The sequence below is a fragment of the Sphingopyxis sp. H050 genome (genome assembly GCF_001468265.1).
GTDB lineage: Bacteria > Pseudomonadota > Alphaproteobacteria > Sphingomonadales > Sphingomonadaceae > Sphingopyxis.
On the sequence record NZ_LNRZ01000010.1, the window covers coordinates 1 to 16,036 of the forward strand.

The 16,036-nt window shown below is 66.6% G+C and carries 16 protein-coding genes and 1 tRNA gene; 12 read left to right on the plus strand and 5 right to left on the minus strand.

The window, feature by feature from the left end; translation table 11 throughout:
- The first annotated feature begins 315 nt into the window (after positions 1-315).
- The 4 genes from ATE67_RS17520 to ATE67_RS21140 all read left to right on the plus strand — a co-directional run bounded on the left by ATE67_RS17520 (position 316) and on the right by ATE67_RS21140 (position 3,012).
- Positions 316-561 carry a FitA-like ribbon-helix-helix domain-containing protein gene (locus tag ATE67_RS17520; RefSeq protein ID WP_170935525.1) on the plus strand — a complete coding sequence of 82 codons (246 nt, stop codon included), beginning with the start codon at positions 316-318 and terminating at the stop codon, positions 559-561.
- Positions 558-980 carry a type II toxin-antitoxin system VapC family toxin gene (locus ATE67_RS17525; RefSeq protein ID WP_058817955.1) on the plus strand — a complete coding sequence of 141 codons (423 nt, stop codon included), beginning with the start codon at positions 558-560 and terminating at the stop codon, positions 978-980. The genes ATE67_RS17520 and ATE67_RS17525 overlap by 4 nt, the downstream gene beginning before the upstream one ends.
- 82 nt (positions 981-1,062) lie before the next feature.
- A complete protein-coding gene (locus tag ATE67_RS17530) occupies positions 1,063-1,308 on the plus strand; it encodes a hypothetical protein (RefSeq protein WP_058817956.1) in 246 nt (81 codons plus the stop codon).
- An 18-nt stretch (positions 1,309-1,326) separates the two neighbouring features.
- On the plus strand, positions 1,327-3,012 hold the full coding sequence (locus ATE67_RS21140; RefSeq protein WP_082660473.1) for a recombinase family protein: 1,686 nt from the start codon (positions 1,327-1,329) through the stop codon (positions 3,010-3,012).
- Here the strand turns inward: ATE67_RS21140 and ATE67_RS17545 are convergent.
- Positions 2,983-3,059 (minus strand) — tRNA-Arg (locus ATE67_RS17545). The genes ATE67_RS21140 and ATE67_RS17545 overlap by 30 nt on opposite strands.
- A 670-nt stretch (positions 3,060-3,729) precedes the next feature.
- Here ATE67_RS17545 and ATE67_RS17550 point away from each other — a divergent pair.
- On the plus strand, positions 3,730-4,788 hold the full coding sequence (locus ATE67_RS17550) for a YeiH family protein (RefSeq protein ID WP_058817959.1): 1,059 nt from the start codon (positions 3,730-3,732) through the stop codon (positions 4,786-4,788).
- Positions 4,789-4,819: 31 nt separating this feature from the next.
- Here ATE67_RS17550 and ATE67_RS17555 read toward each other — a convergent pair whose 3' ends face one another.
- Positions 4,820-5,605 carry a zinc-ribbon domain-containing protein gene (locus ATE67_RS17555; RefSeq protein WP_058817960.1) on the minus strand — a complete coding sequence of 262 codons (786 nt, stop codon included), beginning with the start codon at positions 5,603-5,605 and terminating at the stop codon, positions 4,820-4,822.
- Positions 5,606-5,762: 157 nt separating this feature from the next.
- On the opposite strand from ATE67_RS17555, the gene ftsE reads away from it, so the two are divergent.
- The 4 genes from ftsE to ATE67_RS17575 are packed head-to-tail and all read left to right on the plus strand — an operon-like array spanning position 5,763 to position 8,672.
- Positions 5,763-6,485 carry a cell division ATP-binding protein FtsE gene (gene ftsE / locus ATE67_RS17560; protein ID WP_058817961.1) on the plus strand — a complete coding sequence of 241 codons (723 nt, stop codon included), beginning with the start codon at positions 5,763-5,765 and terminating at the stop codon, positions 6,483-6,485.
- Positions 6,486-6,490: 5 nt separating this feature from the next.
- Positions 6,491-7,408, plus strand: a complete 918-nt coding sequence (locus ATE67_RS17565) for a cell division protein FtsX (protein ID WP_058817962.1) — start codon at positions 6,491-6,493, stop codon at positions 7,406-7,408.
- Positions 7,405-7,935 (plus strand): YdcF family protein, encoded by a 531-nt coding sequence (locus tag ATE67_RS17570; protein ID WP_058817963.1) that lies wholly within the window; start codon positions 7,405-7,407, stop codon positions 7,933-7,935. The genes ATE67_RS17565 and ATE67_RS17570 overlap by 4 nt, the downstream gene beginning before the upstream one ends.
- Before the next feature lie 5 nt (positions 7,936-7,940).
- The gene (locus ATE67_RS17575) at positions 7,941-8,672 is read left to right on the plus strand and encodes a lysophospholipid acyltransferase family protein (RefSeq protein WP_058818104.1); all 732 of its coding nucleotides are present in this window, start codon (positions 7,941-7,943) and stop codon (positions 8,670-8,672) included.
- Here ATE67_RS17575 and ATE67_RS17580 read toward each other — a convergent pair.
- Entirely contained in the window at positions 8,669-9,571 is a 903-nt protein-coding gene (locus ATE67_RS17580; RefSeq protein WP_058817964.1) for a prephenate/arogenate dehydrogenase family protein, read from the minus strand. The genes ATE67_RS17575 and ATE67_RS17580 overlap by 4 nt on opposite strands.
- Positions 9,571-10,686 (minus strand): histidinol-phosphate transaminase, encoded by a 1,116-nt coding sequence (gene hisC, locus ATE67_RS17585; protein ID WP_058817965.1) that lies wholly within the window; start codon positions 10,684-10,686, stop codon positions 9,571-9,573. The genes ATE67_RS17580 and hisC overlap by 1 nt, the downstream gene beginning before the upstream one ends.
- A 278-nt stretch (positions 10,687-10,964) precedes the next feature.
- Here hisC and metX point away from each other — a divergent pair, with 278 nt between their 5' ends.
- A complete protein-coding gene (metX, locus tag ATE67_RS17590) occupies positions 10,965-12,086 on the plus strand; it encodes a homoserine O-acetyltransferase MetX (RefSeq protein WP_058817966.1) in 1,122 nt (373 codons plus the stop codon).
- Positions 12,080-12,676 (plus strand): methionine biosynthesis protein MetW, encoded by a 597-nt coding sequence (gene metW, locus ATE67_RS17595; RefSeq protein WP_156417107.1) that lies wholly within the window; start codon positions 12,080-12,082, stop codon positions 12,674-12,676. The genes metX and metW overlap by 7 nt, the downstream gene beginning before the upstream one ends.
- Before the next feature lie 120 nt (positions 12,677-12,796).
- On the opposite strand, the gene ATE67_RS17600 is transcribed toward metW, so the two are convergent.
- On the minus strand, positions 12,797-13,453 hold the full coding sequence (locus ATE67_RS17600) for a TetR/AcrR family transcriptional regulator (RefSeq protein WP_058817968.1): 657 nt from the start codon (positions 13,451-13,453) through the stop codon (positions 12,797-12,799).
- Positions 13,454-13,712: 259 nt separating this feature from the next.
- Here ATE67_RS17600 and ATE67_RS17605 point away from each other — a divergent pair, with 259 nt between their 5' ends.
- Positions 13,713-16,004 (plus strand): TonB-dependent receptor, encoded by a 2,292-nt coding sequence (locus tag ATE67_RS17605; RefSeq protein WP_058818105.1) that lies wholly within the window; start codon positions 13,713-13,715, stop codon positions 16,002-16,004.
- Positions 16,005-16,036: the final 32 nt, after the last annotated feature.

Below are 16,036 nucleotides of genomic sequence, written 5' to 3' on the forward strand. Positions count from 1 at the left end.
GCAGCGCAAGGCCATCTTCAACAAACCAGCATCATATTATCCGAAAAGGGGGTCCCTCTTCGACGCCGATCGGGGGTCCCTTTTGAACGCCGTTTGACAACCGGAAAGACTACAATCCGCGCGGCGGATTGGCCGAACGGCGCGCCAGCGCTACTCCGCCATGCTGATCGTCACCTGGCAGGGACGAGACCCGTCAGGGGCTCGGTCGGAGCGCAGCGGAGATAGAGCGGCGGTCCCGCAGGGAGGCGCCACCCCTGACCTTGCACTTTTCCGCTTCATCGACTAACATGCAGTCAATGACTTATGGAGTTGCATATGGCAGTCATGACGATCCGAAACATCGACGATGCGATCAAAAATCGTCTGCGCCTGCGCGCTGCGATGCACGGTCGGTCGATGGAAGACGAGGCCCGCGACATCCTGCGTTCAGCGCTCTCGACCGAAATCCCCCGGCCTCGCAATTTGGGACAGGCCATCCATGAGAGGTTCGGCGCGCTGGGCGGTGTCGATCTGCCTGAGCTGTACCGCGAGCCGATCCGGGCGGTGGACTTCGGCGAATGATTGTTCTCGACACGAACGTCATTTCCGAGCTGATGCGGCGCGAGCCTGACCCGAGGGTCATGGCGTGGATTGCCGAGCAGCCGATGGCGGGCGTATTCACGACGACGCTGACGCAGGCGGAAATCTTCTACGGACTGGCGCTGCTTCCCGAGGGACGCCGCCGCGATGACCTGCTGGCCGCCGCACGCCCCATGTTCGATGTCGATCTTGCCGGCCGCGTGCTGCCGTTCGATACCGACGCGGCCAGCGCCTATCCAGAGATTGCCGCCGGGCGGAAACAGGGCGGCAAGCCGATCAGCCAGATCGACGCGCAGATTGCCGCCATCGTGCGCTCGCGCGGCGCGCGACTGGCGACTCGCAATGTGCGCGACTTCGCCGAGTGCGGGATAACGGTCGTCGATCCGTGGGGCGAAGCATGACGCCCGCCGCCGCACGACCCTATCTGCGCTACGCCGCGATGAAGCCTTTGTGCGAAGTGCGGACACGCGGCAGCGTGTCGAGATGGCTCTTCCTCGCAAAGTCCGTCGCCGCACGCCCCGTCGCTGGGCCGAGTGCCCGGACGACCTGCACGACTATACCAATCCCGTCGCGCCGCGCCGGGCGTCGCGCCGGTCGCGCGACGATGACGGGCCGCTCGTCGTCACTGACGACTGGCCGGAGCAAGTTCCGATCGGCGACGCCGAGTTGCGCGCGATCGAAGGCCACATGCGGCAAGAGCTGGACAAGCTGTTCGGACCGCTGCCGTGAAGTGAGGAGTGAAGCGTTATGACCAGCGCCGCCCTGCGACGAGACGAGGATGAGGCGCCGGTCGTGGCGACCGCCCGCGCGGCGCTCTACCTGCGCGTCTCGACCGGCCGGCAGGCCGAGAGCGATCTTTCGATTCCCGACCAGCGCCGCCAGATCGAAGGGTATTGTCTGTCACGCGGCTGGGAAGTCGCGGCCCAGTTCGTCGAGCCGGGCAACACCGCGACCGACGATCGCCGGCCTGCCTTTCAGGCCATGATCGACGCGGCGATGACAAAGCCGCCGACGTTCACCGTCATTGTCGTCCACAGCTTCTCGCGGTTCTTCCGCGACCAGTTCCAGTTCGAGTTCTACGTCCGCAAGCTGGCGAAGAACGGGGTGAAGCTCGTCTCGATCACGCAAGACTTGGGCGACGATCCGATGAGCGTGATGATGCGCCAGATCATGACGCTGTTCGACGAGTATCAGTCGAAAGAGAACGGCAAGCACACGCTTCGCGCGATGAAGGAGAATGCGCGGCAAGGCTTCTGGAACGGCGCTCGTGCGCCGATCGGCTATCGCGTGGTCGCGGCGGGCGAGCGCGGCGCAAAGATCAAGAAGAAGCTGGAGATCGACCCGAACCAGGCGGAGACGGTGCGGCGCATCTACCGCATGGCGCTGAATGGCGTCGATAACAGAGGACCGATGGGCCTCAAGTCGATCGCCACTTGGCTGAACGAGAACAACATCCGCACCCGCGACGGCGGGCGCTGGGGCTTGGGCGCGGTGCATCAGGTGTTGACCCGCACGACCTATATCGGCCAGCACCGTTTCAACACGCGCGATCACAAGACCAGGACGCCGAAGCCGGAGAGCGAGCACGCCATCATGGAAGTGCCCGCCATCGTCTCGGAAACGGAGTTCGAGGCGGTCCAGCGGTCGCTCAAGGCGCGGAGTCCGAAGATGATGCCGCCAATGGCGGTGGGCGGCCCGACGCTGCTCACCGGCATCTGCTTTTGCGCCTGCTGCGGCGGCGCGATGACGCTGCGCACGGGCACCAGCAGCGTCGGGCGGGAATATCGCTATTACACTTGCTCGACGAAGGCGCGACAGGGCGCGACCGGCTGTCCCGGCATCACCGTGCGGATGGATCGGCTTAATGAGGCCGTGGTCGATCATCTCGAAGCGCGGCTACTCGACCCGGCGCGGCTCGAAGCTCTGATGAATCAGATCCTCGAACGCCGCGACGAGTGGGTGAATCAGCGCCGCGAGCATGTCGCCGATCTTGAGCGACGCGCGACCGAGGCGGAAGCCAAGCTCAAGCGGCTTTACGACGCGATCGAGAATGGCGTCATCGACGTAAGCGATCCGTCGCTCAAGGATCGCATCGCCGAGCTGACCGCGACGCGCGACCAGGCCAAGGGAGATTCTGAGCGCGCACTTGCCCATATCGTGAAGATCGGCCCGGCGATCACGCCGGAGAGCCTGCGCGCCTTTGCAGCCGCCCTGAAAAAGAAGCTGCGGAACGGCGACGGCACTTTCGCCCGCGATCAGGTGCGGGCGGTCGCCCAGCGGGTCGAGGTGGTCAGCCGGAAAGAGGTCCGTATTCGCGGCCTGCGCAGCGAGCTGCTCCGAACGCTAACCGCCGCCTCTGGCGTAGAGGCGGCGGTGCTAGGCGTTCGTGCCTTTGAACCGAAATGGCGCACCCGACAGGATTCGAACCTGTGACCTTCGCCTTCGGAGGGCGACACTCTATCCAGCTGAGCTACGGGTGCTTCGCGGCGGTGCCTAGCCGGTCGAACGGTCATTGGTCAACGGATTCGATGCAGGATGGTCCGACTGCTCGGTTCGCGACTGCGCCACTCTGCCGTAGCCCTTCGCACTCTATGATACTACGCAGTATGCTTACGTCATGCTTACGTGAAGCGATTTCACCAGACTGGTTCGCTGAAAAGACGCAAAAATCTATAAGAAACTCAATGGTTTACGAAGAGATTGAGCGCAATTTTGGGGCTTGACCTCTGCCTTCGGAGGGCGACACTCTATCCAGCTGAGCTACGGGTGCTTCGCGGCGGTGCCTAGCCGGTCGAACGGTCATCGGTCAACGGATTCGATGAAGGCCGCGCGGCGAGAGCCGCCTCGCTGCCTCGCTCGAGGCTCCGATATGATACTGGATGCTTTGCTTACGCAGTGCTTACGCGAACCCGAAGAGCGCCAGCGCATGCGCCGCGACGTTAAATTTATACAAAGCAATTTCAATGATTTCCTTGAAGATCGCTGAGAGAAAATCGCGCGTGGCCTGTGCCTTTGGAAGGCAGCGCTCTATCCAGCCGAACTACGGTTGCCGGTAGAGCGCGGCCTCTGGCAAGCCCGGTCGCCGCCAGCAATGGCCTATCGACCGCGGCGGTCGGATATGCGAAGCGGGCGCGTGAGGCAGGGGGACGCATGCGGGCATCCGATTACGACTGGCCGATGGCGGCCGATCTCTATGGCGAGATGCAGCTCGAGACGGCCCCGCCGGCGAAGCGCAAGTGGCGCGATTATCTGCCCGGCGCCTCCGTCACCGCCATCGCCGCGCTCGCCGCCGCCTGGCTTGCCGATCATTATGCCGCGCCGATCGTGCTGATGGGGCTGCTCATCGGCCTGTCGATGAGCTTCCTGTCGCAGGACAGGCGCACCCACGCCGGGCTGGACCTGATGTCGCAGACCGCGCTGCGCATCGGCATCGTCCTCGTCGGCGCGCGGATCACCGCGGCGCAGCTCGCCGAACTCGGGCCGCTGCCCTTTGCGCTGCTGGTGCTGATCATGATCGCGGTGATCGTCGTGACCGTCGCGACCGCGCGGTTGTTCGCACAGGACAAGCACGCCGCACTGCTCGCCGGCGGGGCGACCGCGATCTGCGGCGCGTCGGCGGCGCTCGCGCTCTATTCGCTGATCGGCGACAGGCGCGTCGATCAGGCGCGATTCACCTTGACGCTGGTGGGGATCACCGTCGCGAGCGCGCTCGCGATGACGCTCTATCCGGTGCTCGCGGCGCAGCTTGACCTCACCAACGCGCAGGCGGGCTTCCTGATCGGCGCGTCGATTCATGACGTCGCGCAGGCGATCGGCGGCGGCTTTTCCTTCTCGCCGCAGGCGGGCGAGGTCGCGACCATCGTCAAGCTGACGCGCGTCGCGCTACTCGCGCCGATGTTGATGCTTGTCGCGCTGTGGCTGGGCCGCGGCGAGGGCGGACCCAGAACGCGCATCCCCCTGCGCCTGCCCTGGTTCATCCTCGGGTTCCTCGGCATCGCTGCGGTCAATTCGCTGGTGTCGATCCCGAAGCCGGTGCAGGGCGCCGCCGCGACGGGCGCGCAGGCGCTGCTGCTGCTGGCGATCGTCGCGACCGCGATGAAGGCGCGGCTGCACCTGCTGCTCGATCAGGGATGGCGGAGCTTTGCCCCGATCGTCGTCGCGACGCTGACGAGCTTTCTGCTCTCACTGGGAGCGGCGCTCAGCCTGTGACGCCGTGACGTCAGGCCAACGCGTTCAAAAATCAGCCTTTTGGAAGCGCCCAGCTGACGGTCAGCTGGGTCGCGCGGCGCGGAATGTCGAGCTTCGCCTCGCTGAAATTGACCTTCTCGTTCGGCGGCAGCATCCGCACGGGCGGCTTGATCGTCCAGCTGTAGACGATCGTCCCCTGCGCATCGCGCAGTTCGGCGAGGATCGGCGGCACGCGCTGCTCGCGGTCGGTCGGGTTGATGATCACCCCCGACGCGGCGAAATAGATGGTGCCGTCGGCGAGCTCGCGATGATCCTGATTGGGCGGCAGCTCGATGACCAGATCGGGCTCGTCGGCCATACCCGGAATCCCGAGGCCCTGCGCCCAGCCGGGCAGCCCGAACCAGTAGAGCGCGCCGGTCGCGGCCAGCATCAGCGCCGCGGCGCTGCCCGCGATGAGCGTCCAGCGCTTCGCCGGATTGCGCCGCGGGCGGCGAAACGGCAGCGGCGCCTCGTCGGCGGGCGGGACGACGACCGGCGTTTCGGGCGCCGCGAAGGCTTGGGGCGGCGGAGGCGGCGCAGCCGCGGCGACCGGGTCTTCGACACCGGGTGCCGGGGCCGGCGTCGCAGCGGGTGCGGGCTCGGTCGTGCGCGCCGCCGGGGCGGGTTCGGGCGCCGGCGTTGATATGGGTGTCGGTGCGGGGGCTGCCGCCGGAGCCGCGGCGGGCTCCTGAAACCAGCTATGCCGGCAATTGGCGCAGCGTACCGTGCGCCCCATCGGTCCTATCGCGGTATCGGGCACGACATAGCGCGTATGACAGGACGGGCAGGCGAGGATCATGGAGCCCTCTAAACACGGCGATTCGCGCGTTGCAAGCGCCGTGTAACGCTTCGCGCTTTACCTCGGTGGATAGCCGTGTAACAGGCGACCCTATGAGCGCTTCGGCTGTCCAGTTTTGCGCCGCTTTCGGGGAGTCCCGGAGCGCACCGGTGGCGCCATGACCACGCCGTCCCGCCCCGGCGGCGCGATGGTCGAATTCAGCGGCGTCGGGCTGCGTTATGGCCCCGATGCGGAGGTTTTGAGCGATGTCAGCTTCAACCTGCAACCCGGCAGCTTCTATTTCCTGACGGGGGCATCGGGCGCGGGCAAGACGTCGCTGCTGAAGATGCTCTATCTCGCACAGCGGCCAAGCCGCGGCATCGTGCGGCTGTTCGGCGAAGATCTGGTCAACATGCCGCGCCATCGCCTGCCCGGTTTTCGCCGCCGCATCGGCGTCGTATTCCAGGACTTCCGCCTGATCCCGCACCTCAGCGCGCGCGACAATATCGCGCTGCCGCTACGCATCGCAGGCGTCAGCGAGGAGGATCTGGCGGGTCCCGTCGGCGAAATGCTGAGCTGGATCGGTCTTGCCGAACGCGCCGACGCCTTTCCCCCGACGCTGTCGGGCGGCGAGCAGCAGCGCGTTGCGATCGCGCGCGCCGTCATCGCGCGCCCGCAGCTGCTGGTCGCCGACGAACCGACGGGTAACGTCGACCCCGATATGGCGATGCGCCTGCTCGGCCTGTTCGAGGCCCTCAACCGCCTTGGCACCACCGTCGTCGTCGCCACCCACGACATTCACCTGATCAGCCGCATCGAAAATGCGCAGATGATGCGGCTCGAAAAGGGCCGCCTGTCCGACCCCACCGGCGCGCTGCGCTACCCGCCGAACAGAGCCTGAGCGGCATGATCATTCCGCGCGTTCCTGCCCAGCACCGCCGACTGCTCCCGGACCGCCGTCTGTCGGGGCCGACGCCGTGGGTCATCGCGATCCTGATGCTGTTGACCCTGCTCGCCGCCGCCGCCGGCATGGGTCTCGCGCGGTCGGCGAATGCCATCGGCAGCGCGATCGCGGGGCGCGTCACGGTGCAGATCGTCACCGCCAATCCGGTCACCCGCGCCGAACAGGCGGCGGCGCTGCGCCGCGCCGCGGCGGCGCAGCCCTTCGTGCGCGAGGCGCGCGCGGTCGAACAAGCCGAGCTCAAGGCGACGCTCGGCCAATGGTTCGGCAGCGAAGACGGCAGCGAAGGGGGCGACGATCCAGTGCTGCAATCGCTGCCGCTCCCCGCGCTCGTCGACATCGACTTCGTCGGCGAAGATCGTGCGGGCCATATGAACCAGCTCCGCGCGGTCGTGTCCCGCGAGGCGCCCGGCGCGCGCATCATCCCGCACGCCGAATGGCTCGGTCCGGTCGCGCGGCTGATCCGGTCGCTGGCGTGGGTCGCGGGCGGGCTCGTTGTGCTGATGACGCTCGCGAGCGCCGCGGTCGTGATCATGACGGCGCGCGCGGCGCTCGGCACCCATTATGCGACGATCGAGATGCTCCATATGATCGGCGCGACCGACCAGCAGATCACGCGGCTGTTCCAGCGCCGGATCGCGATCGACACCGCGTACGGGATCGCGCTCGGCACCGTGGTGGCGGCGCTGATCCTGCTGCTGATCGGCTGGCAATGGTCGGGCATCACCTCGGGGCTTGCCGCGACCGCATCGCTCGGGGCGACCGGCTGGGCGCTCTTGCTGGCGCTGCCGCTATTGGCTATCGCGCTGGCAGCTCTCACGGCGCGGCAGACCCTGCTCGCCGCGCTTCAGAAGATATTATGATCAAGCGCCTGATTTCTCTCCTGTTCCTGGCTTGGGTGCTCGGCTTCGCCTGGTTCGCGCTGCTGCTGCCGCAGCCCGCGCCGGCGCAAAAGACCGACGCGATCGTGGTGCTGACCGGCGGCCCCGGCCGCATCGACCGCGGCCTCCAGCGGCTCGAGGCAGGCGATGCCAAGCGCCTGCTGATCAGCGGCGTCGCGCGCGAGGTGAAGCCGAGGGAACTCGCCGCCGAATATAAGCGGCCGATGAAGCTCTTCGATTGCTGCATCGCGCTGGGCTTCGAGGCCGAGGATACGCGCTCGAACGCGACCGAAGTCGCAACCTGGGCCCAGCGGCGGGGCTATTCCAGCATCCGGCTGATCACGACCGACTGGCATATGCGCCGCGCCGAATATGAGATCGCGCGCGCGGTCGGCGACAAGGTGACGATCCTGCCCGATGCGGTGCGCAGCCAGCCCAATTTTGCGACGCTGTTTCGCGAGTATCACAAATATCTCGCGGGCCTTGCCGGCGGCATCCTCGGTCTTTGAGCGCGATGCGCTACACCTTCGCCCTCTTCCGATCGATTCTGTTCTGGCTGCTCTTCGTCCTGATGAGCAGCGTCAGCTCGATCGGCGCGGTGATCTCGCTGCCGATTTCGCACAAGGCGACGATCTGGTTTGTGCGTATCTGGTCGCAGTTCCACCGGCTGATCTGCCGCTTCGTGCTGGGCCAGAAAATCGTCGTCGAGGGTGAGATGCCGGATATTCCGGTGCTCTATGTCTTCAAGCATGAGGGCGCGTTCGAGACGATCGAGCAGCCGGGCCTGTTCAGGCATCCGGCGGTTTTTGCAAAGGAACAGCTGTTCCAGATCCCCGTCTGGGGCCAGGCGGCGCGCTTCTATGGCCTGATCCCGGTCGACCGCGACGGCGGCGGCAAGGCGATGCGCGCGATGCTGAACGCCGCGAAGGCGGCGCTCGCCGGCAATCGCCCCTTGGTGCTGTTCGCCGAGGGGACGCGCATTCCGCATGGCGAGGCGCCGCCGCTGCGCTCGGGTTTTGCCGGCATCTACCGGCTGCTCGGCGTGCCGGTAATTCCGGTCGCGGTGAACAGCGGCATCGCCTATCCGCCGCGCCGCTGGGTCAAATGGCCGGGGACGATCACCTACAAGGTCGGCGAGACGATCCCCGCGGGCCTGCCGCGCGAGGAAGCCGAAGAGCGCGTGTGGCGCGCGATCAACGCGCTGAACCCGCCCGAGGCGTTGCTGGCGGGCAAGGCTTCGGCCTAATGCTTGCGCCCGAAGTCGGGCGCTGCATCATCCTGTCCCTGTTCGATGATCGAGCGACGGATCGCGCGGGTGCGGGTGAACCAGTCCTCGAGCTTGGCGGCGTCGCCGCGCCGGATCGCCTGCTGCAGTACGGTCAGGTCCTCGTTGAAGCGCTGGAGCGTCTCGAGCACCGCATCCTTGTTCGCCAGAAACACGTCGCGCCACATCACCGGATCGCTGGCCGCGATGCGCGTGAAGTCGCGAAAACCGCCCGCAGAATATTTGATGACCTCGCTCTCGGTCACCTCCTCAAGCTCGCTCGCGGTGCCGACGATCGTGTAGGCGATGAGGTGGGGCAGGTGGCTCGTCACCGCGAGCACCATGTCATGGTGCGCGGCGTCCATCAGATCGACCTTCGCGCCGAGCGCTTCCCAGAAGCCCGTCAGCGCCGCCACGGCGTCGGCGGGGGCGTCTGCCGCGGGGGTGACGATGCACCAGCGGCCGTCGAACAAGGTCGCGAAGCCCGCGGCGGGGCCGCTATTCTCTGTCCCCGCGACGGGGTGCGCGGGAATGACGACATGGCCGGGCAGCGCCTTCGCCAGCGCGTCGGCGACGCTGCTCTTCGACGAGCCGACGTCCGAAACGATCGCACCGGGCTTGAGCCCCGGCGCGATGGCGGCGGCCGCGGCGGCCATCCGGCCGACGGGGACCGCAAGGATCACCAGATCGGCCGCGGCAACGGCGGTCGCTGCATCGTCGGTGATCGCGTCGCAAAACCCGAGCCGCCGGGCCTGTTCGCGCACATCGGCGCTGACGTCATGCCCCGTGACCGTCACATCGGGCATGCGCTCGTGGACCGCCCGCGCGATCGACGAGCCGATCAGGCCCAACCCGACGATCGTGACGTGGCCGATCGCCATCAGTCGCCCAGCGCCTCGCGAACCGCCGCGGCGAGTCCGCGCGTTTCCGCTTCGGTGCCGATCGTCATGCGCAGCGCCTGCGGGATCCCCTGCCCCGGCAGCCAGCGGACGATATAGCCCGCATCCATCAGCCGGTTATAAACCGTCTCGGCGCTGACATCGCCCTCGAACAGCACGAGCAGGAAGTTGCACGCCGACGGGATCACGCGAACACCGTGGTTGCCGAGCCCTTCGAGCTCCTGCGCCAGCCAGGCGCGCCACTTCGCATTATGCTCGCGGCTCGTGGTGACGAAGTCGTCGTCGCCCAGCGCCGCCACCGCCGCCGCCTGCCCCGCGCGCGTGACGTTGAACGGCAGGCGGATCCGGTGCAGCGCCGAAATCACCTCGGCGGAGGCATAGCCCCAGCCGATGCGTTCGGCGGCGAGGCCGTGGATCTTGGAAAAGGTGCGCGTGATGAAGACGTTCGGCTGTGTCTTCGCGAGTTCCAGCCCGCCGTCGTCCTCGGCCGCCGACAGATATTCGGAATAAGCCTGGTCGATCACGAACAGGACATTCTTGGGCAGCCCGGCATAGAGCCGCTGCACGTCGTCGCGCGTCGCGAGCGTGCCGGTCGGGTTGTTCGGATTGGCCAGATAGACGACGCGCGTCTTGTCGGTCACCGCGGCGAGCAATGCGTCGACGTCGGTCGCATAGTCGCGGTCGTCGGCCTCGACCGGCACCGCGCCGACGCGGCGCGCGGCGATCTCGTAGACCGCGAAGCCATAGCGCACATAGAGGATCTCATCGCCGACGCCGGCATAGGTTCCGGCGGCGAGGTGGAGCAGCTCGTCCGAGCCGTTGCCGCAGATGACCCGCGCCGGATCGAGCCCGAATTTCGCCGCAATCGTTTCGCGCAGCTCGGCCGCGCCGGGATCGGGGTAGCGCGACAGCGCATCGGCCGCCGCCTGCGACGCCGCAAACGCCTCGCGCGCCTTCGCCCCGGTGCCGAGCGGGTTCTCGTTCGCCGAAAGCTTGATCAGCGGACGACCGTCGGCCCCCGCCGACTTGCCGGGAACATAGGGGGCGATGCCGCTGATCCACGGCTTCGGAGTGAGGATGGCGCTGCTGTCGGTCATGCCGGGGCGTTTAACGGCTATCCGCGTCGAGTCCAGTTGGTTTGGGAATCGACAAGCGGCGCAGGGCGAAAGGGGGAAATTCACGCCAAGACGCGAAGACGCGAAGTTATTTCTTCGGGCCGTAAGGCCCCGGCCAGAAGCGGTGCGGTGGTCGCACCGCTGGAAGGGAAAGGCCGCTTCCCGGCAAACACGGCGTCTTCGCGTCTTCGCGTGAACCAAAATCGGGCTGCTGCCGATCGTTGACACACCCCTCACGCCCGCTTAGCCCCGCGCGAGCCATGGCGAGCCTGCTTCACCAAATCCGGCATCAGAGCGTGACGATTCAGGCGCCGCTCCCACTCGACAGCGGACAGTCGCTGCCGTCGGTGACGATCGCCTATCAAAGCTATGGCGCGCTCAATGCCGACAGGTCGAACGCGGTGCTGATCTGCCACGCGCTGACCGGCGACCAATATGTTGCAAGCGACCATCCCGCGACCGGCAAGCCCGGCTGGTGGGCGCGCATGGTCGGCCCCGGCAAGCCGGTCGACACCGACCGCTTCTTCGTGATCTGCGCCAATGTGCTCGGCAGCTGCATGGGGACGAGCGGCCCGGCCAGCCCCGACGCGGCCACCGGCGCCCCGCTCGGCATGGCCTTTCCCGTCATCACCATCGCCGACATGGTGCGCGCCCAGGCGATGCTGCTCGACCATCTCGGCATATCGCGGCTTCATGCCGTCATCGGCGGGTCGATGGGGGGCATGCAGACGCTCGCTTGGGCCGCGACCTATCCCGAGCGCTTGACCTCGGCGATCGTCATCGCCAGCGCCGCGCGGCATTCGGCGCAGAATATCGCGTTTCACGAGGTCGGGCGCCAGGCGATCATGGCCGACCCCGACTGGCAGGACGGCAATTATTACGACAAATTCTGCATGCCCACCAAGGGCCTCGCGGTCGCGCGCATGGCCGCGCACATCACCTATCTGTCCGAGGAAGGGCTGACCGAGAAATTCGGCCGCCGCCTGCAGGCGCGCGACATCAAGAGCTTCGGCTTCGACGCCGATTTCCAGGTCGAATCCTATCTGCGGCATCAGGGGCTCGCCTTCACCGACCGCTTCGACGCCAACGCCTATCTCTACATCACCCGCGCGATGGACTATTTCGACCTCGCCGAGCCCCACGACGGCCGCCTTGCGGGCGCCTTCGCGACTGCCAAGGACGTGCGCTTCACCCTGGTGAGCTTCGACACCGACTGGCTCTATCCGACCGCCGAATCGCGCCGCATCGTGCAGGCGCTGCACGCGGTCGGCGCGGCGGCCAGCTTCGTCGAATTGTCGGCGCCCTTCGGCCACGACAGCTTCCTGCTCGACGTCCCCGCGCTCGACCGCATCATGGCGGGCGCCCTGGGAGGCGGCTGGTGAGCGCGCTGCGTCCCGACCTGCGCATCATTGCCGACGCGATTCCCGCCGGCGTGCGCGCGCTCGATATCGGCTGCGGCGACGGCGCGCTGATGGCCGAACTGCGGGCGCAAAAGGCGATCGACGCGCGCGGCCTCGAAATCGACGTCGCGGCGATCGAAGCGGCGATGGCGCAGGGGCTTTCGGTGGTGCAGGGCGACGCGAACCGCGACCTTGCCGATTATCCGGACGACGCCTTCGACTATGCGATCCTGTCGCAGACGCTGCAAACGACCGAGCGCCCCGACCTGGTGGTCGACGAGCTGCTCCGCATCGCTCCGCGCGCTTTTGTGAGCTTCCCCAATTTCGCGCACTGGCGGGTGCGTCTGTCGCTGCTGTGGACCGGCCGCATGCCGATGACCCGGCTGCTGCCCGTCGCCTGGTACGAGACGCCAAACATCCACCATGTCACGGTCAGCGACTTCCGCGTCCTGGTGCGTGACAAAGGCATCAGGGTCGAGCGCGCCTGGTATCTGTCGGGCGACAAGCCGACGAGCGACGCTGCCGCCGCCTGGCGCGCCGAACATGCGATCTTCCTGATTTCGCGCGGGTAGCTCCCCTCCCGCTTGCGGGAGGGGCAGCGAGCCTTGCGGGCTTGCCCGCCAGTCGCAGCGGCGAGGGTTGGCGACGCCACAGGCCCTCCCCCGACCCCTCCCGCAAGCGGGAGGGGGGAGCTAGTCCCGCTTCTTCAGCCCGTTGGCGAGCAGATCGTTCGCGATCCGCGCAATCTCTTCGATGTCGGCATCCGCGTCCCACAGACCGTAGCGCATGCCGAGGAAGACGTTCATCCCGCCAATCGCCCAAGCGTGAATCTCGCCGACATCGGGCCGAATCTCGCCGCGCGCGGCGCCGTTTTCGAGCCGCTGGCGCACGCGCGCAACGGTCGTTTCATAATGGGCGCGATAGCTCGCATAATCGACGAACTCGGCCTCGTCGATGATCCGGTAAATCTCCTTATGCTCGCGCACGAAGCCCAGATAGGATTCGAGCCCGATGCGCTCGGCGCTGATCCCGTCCGGCGCCGCCTGCACCCGCGGCGTCACATGGTCACGCAGCTGCTCGCTCATGTAGCGGACGAGCGCCTGGAAGATTTCGTCCTTCGAATCGAAATAGGTGTAGAAGCTGCCGAGCGCGGTCCCGGCGCGGCGCGTGATCGCGCTGATCGACGCCTCGTGAAAGCCGCGCTCGCCGAACTCGATCGCCGCGGCATCGAGCAATTTGCGCAGCGTTTTCCGCCCGCGCTCGGTACGCGGCGTCTTGTCGCGCGGCTCGGTATCGGCCGTCGCCGCCCCCTCCTTCGGCGTCTCCGTCGTTGCCTGCGGTTGATCCATCGCGCCTTCCCGTCTCCCCGATCCGTTCGGCTTTCTCTGCATCGTGGTTTTTCGGCACCACAGGCAAGCAAAAAGCGACGGACGCATATTCCAAGTTGAAACTTGGTTCATGTTTCATTATAGGCTGCGTCGCGGCTTGGCAAGACCGGCCCAACGAAATCAAGAAAGGCCGGCAAGCGCCGGCCGCCATGGGAGACACACTATGCGTCCTTTCGCCCGCCAGCTGCGCCGCGCCATCTATGCGACGAGCGCGCTTTCGATGCTCGCCTTCACCCCCGCGGCCTTCGCGCAGGATGAGGGCGCGAGCACCGATGCCGGCAATGACGAGATCATCGTCACCGCGCGCCGCCGCGACGAGCGGCTGATCGACGTTCCGGTCGCGATCACCGCCTACTCGGCCGAGGCGCTCGAAAAAGCCGGCGCGATCGACATCACCGAAATCGGCCAGACCACCCCGAACACGACGCTCGAAGTGTCGCGCGGCTCGAACTCGACGCTCACCGCCTTCATCCGCGGCGTCGGCCAGCAGGATCCGGTATCGGGCTTCGAACAGGGCGTCGGCCTCTATCTCGACGACGTCTATCTCAACCGCCCGCAGGCGGCGGTGCTCGACATCTATGACGTCGAGCGCATCGAAATCCTGCGCGGGCCGCAGGGCACGCTCTACGGCCGCAACACGATCGGCGGCGCGGTCAAATATGTCACCGCCCCGCTGCCGCAGGATTTCTCGCTCAAGATCAAGGGCACGCTCGGCACCTACAAGCAGGCCGATCTGATCGTCACCGCGAGCACCCCGATCGGCGATCTGCTGCGCGTCGGCGGCTCGGTCGCACGGCTTTCGCGCGGCGGCTTCGGCGACAATCTCACCACCGGGCTCGAAAATTACAACAAGGACGTCTGGGCCGGCCGCGGTACGGTCGAACTCGGCGGCTATGGCGAGCCGGTGCTGATCCGCATCTCGGGCGACTACAGCAAGGACAAGAGCGATCCGCGCGGCGGCCACCGCCTGATCCGCGGCCTCGCGACGGGCACCCCGGTGCTCGACGATGTCTACGACAGCCGCGGCGGGCTGGTCGATCCGAAGCAGGATATCGAGGCTTATGGGCTGGCGATGAACGTCACCGCCGAACTCAGCGACACGGTGACGCTGCGTTCGATCAGCGCCTGGCGCAAAGACAAGTCGGCGACCCCGATCGATTTCGACGCCCTGCCCGCGGTCGACGTCGACGTGCCCGGCTTCTATTTCAACGAGCAGGTCAGCCAGGAATTCCAGCTGCTCTACGAAGGCGACAAGCTCAAAGGCCTGCTCGGCTTCTATTATCTCGATGCGACCGCCGACACTTTGTTCGACGTCCGCATCTTCAACACCTTCGCCGGATTGACCGCCTTCACCGAGGCCGATGTCGACACCAAGACCGCGGCGGTATTCGGCGATTTCACCTATGATTTCACCGACCAGTTCAGCCTGTCGGTCGGCGGCCGCTATACGTGGGACAAGCGCGAAGCGTCGATCCTGCGCCAGAATTACCTCGGCGGCGGTTCGCCGGTGTTCGGCGGCCTCGGCGTCCCCTTCGGCGCGCCCGGCACCGATTTCGAGGGCAGCCGCAAGTTCAACAAATTCACCCCGCGCGCCTCGCTGACCTTCAAGCCGACGCCCGATCACACGCTCTACGCCAGCTATTCGCAGGGCTTCAAGGGCGGCGGCTTCGATCCGCGCGGCGTCGGGGCCAATGCGCCCGACCTCGACGGCAACGGCGTCCGCAGCGACGCCGAAATCGCCGCCTTCCTGAGCTTCCGTCCCGAAAAGGTCGAAAGCTATGAGCTTGGCTACAAGGGCAGCCTGTTCGACGGCGGCCTCAACGTCGCGATCGCGGGCTTCTACGCCGACTATACCGACGTCCAGATCCCCGGCTCGGTCGCCTGCACCGTCGGCGGCCTGCCCAGCTTCTGCGGCATCGTGTCGAACGCCGGCAAGGCGACCTTCAAAGGCCTGGAGTTCGAGGGCCGCGCGCGGCTCGGCGAGGATCTGGCGGCATCGGGCGACCGGCTGACGCTGTCGACCGCGCTCGGCTATATCGATGCCCAGTACAAGCGGTTCGTGACCAACATCGCCGGCGTACCGACCGACGTCGCCGATTTCCGGCGCGTGCAGAACACGCCCAAATGGACCGCCAGCGGCACGCTCGCTTACGCGACGCCGGTGGGCGACGGGGACATCAGCTTCGGCACCACGCTGTCGTACCGCAGCAAGACCAACCAGTTCGAAATCCCGAATCCCTATATCGACCAGAAGGGGTTCGCGCTGTGGGACGCCAGCCTTGTCTACACCGCACCCGAGGGTCGCTGGAGCCTCGGCGTGTTCGGCAAGAACCTGACCGACAAGCAGTATAAGACGTCGGGTTACACCTTCATCGCCCTCAACCCGGTCACCGGCGTGCCGATCCTCGGCGCCAACGGCCTGCCGATCTCCTCGCTCGGCACCGAAGGCACGCTGACCGCCTTCTACGGCAACCCGCGCCAGGTCTTCGTCACCGGCACGGTCAAATTCTGATCGGGCAAATTCTGATCGTCCGACAATTCCGA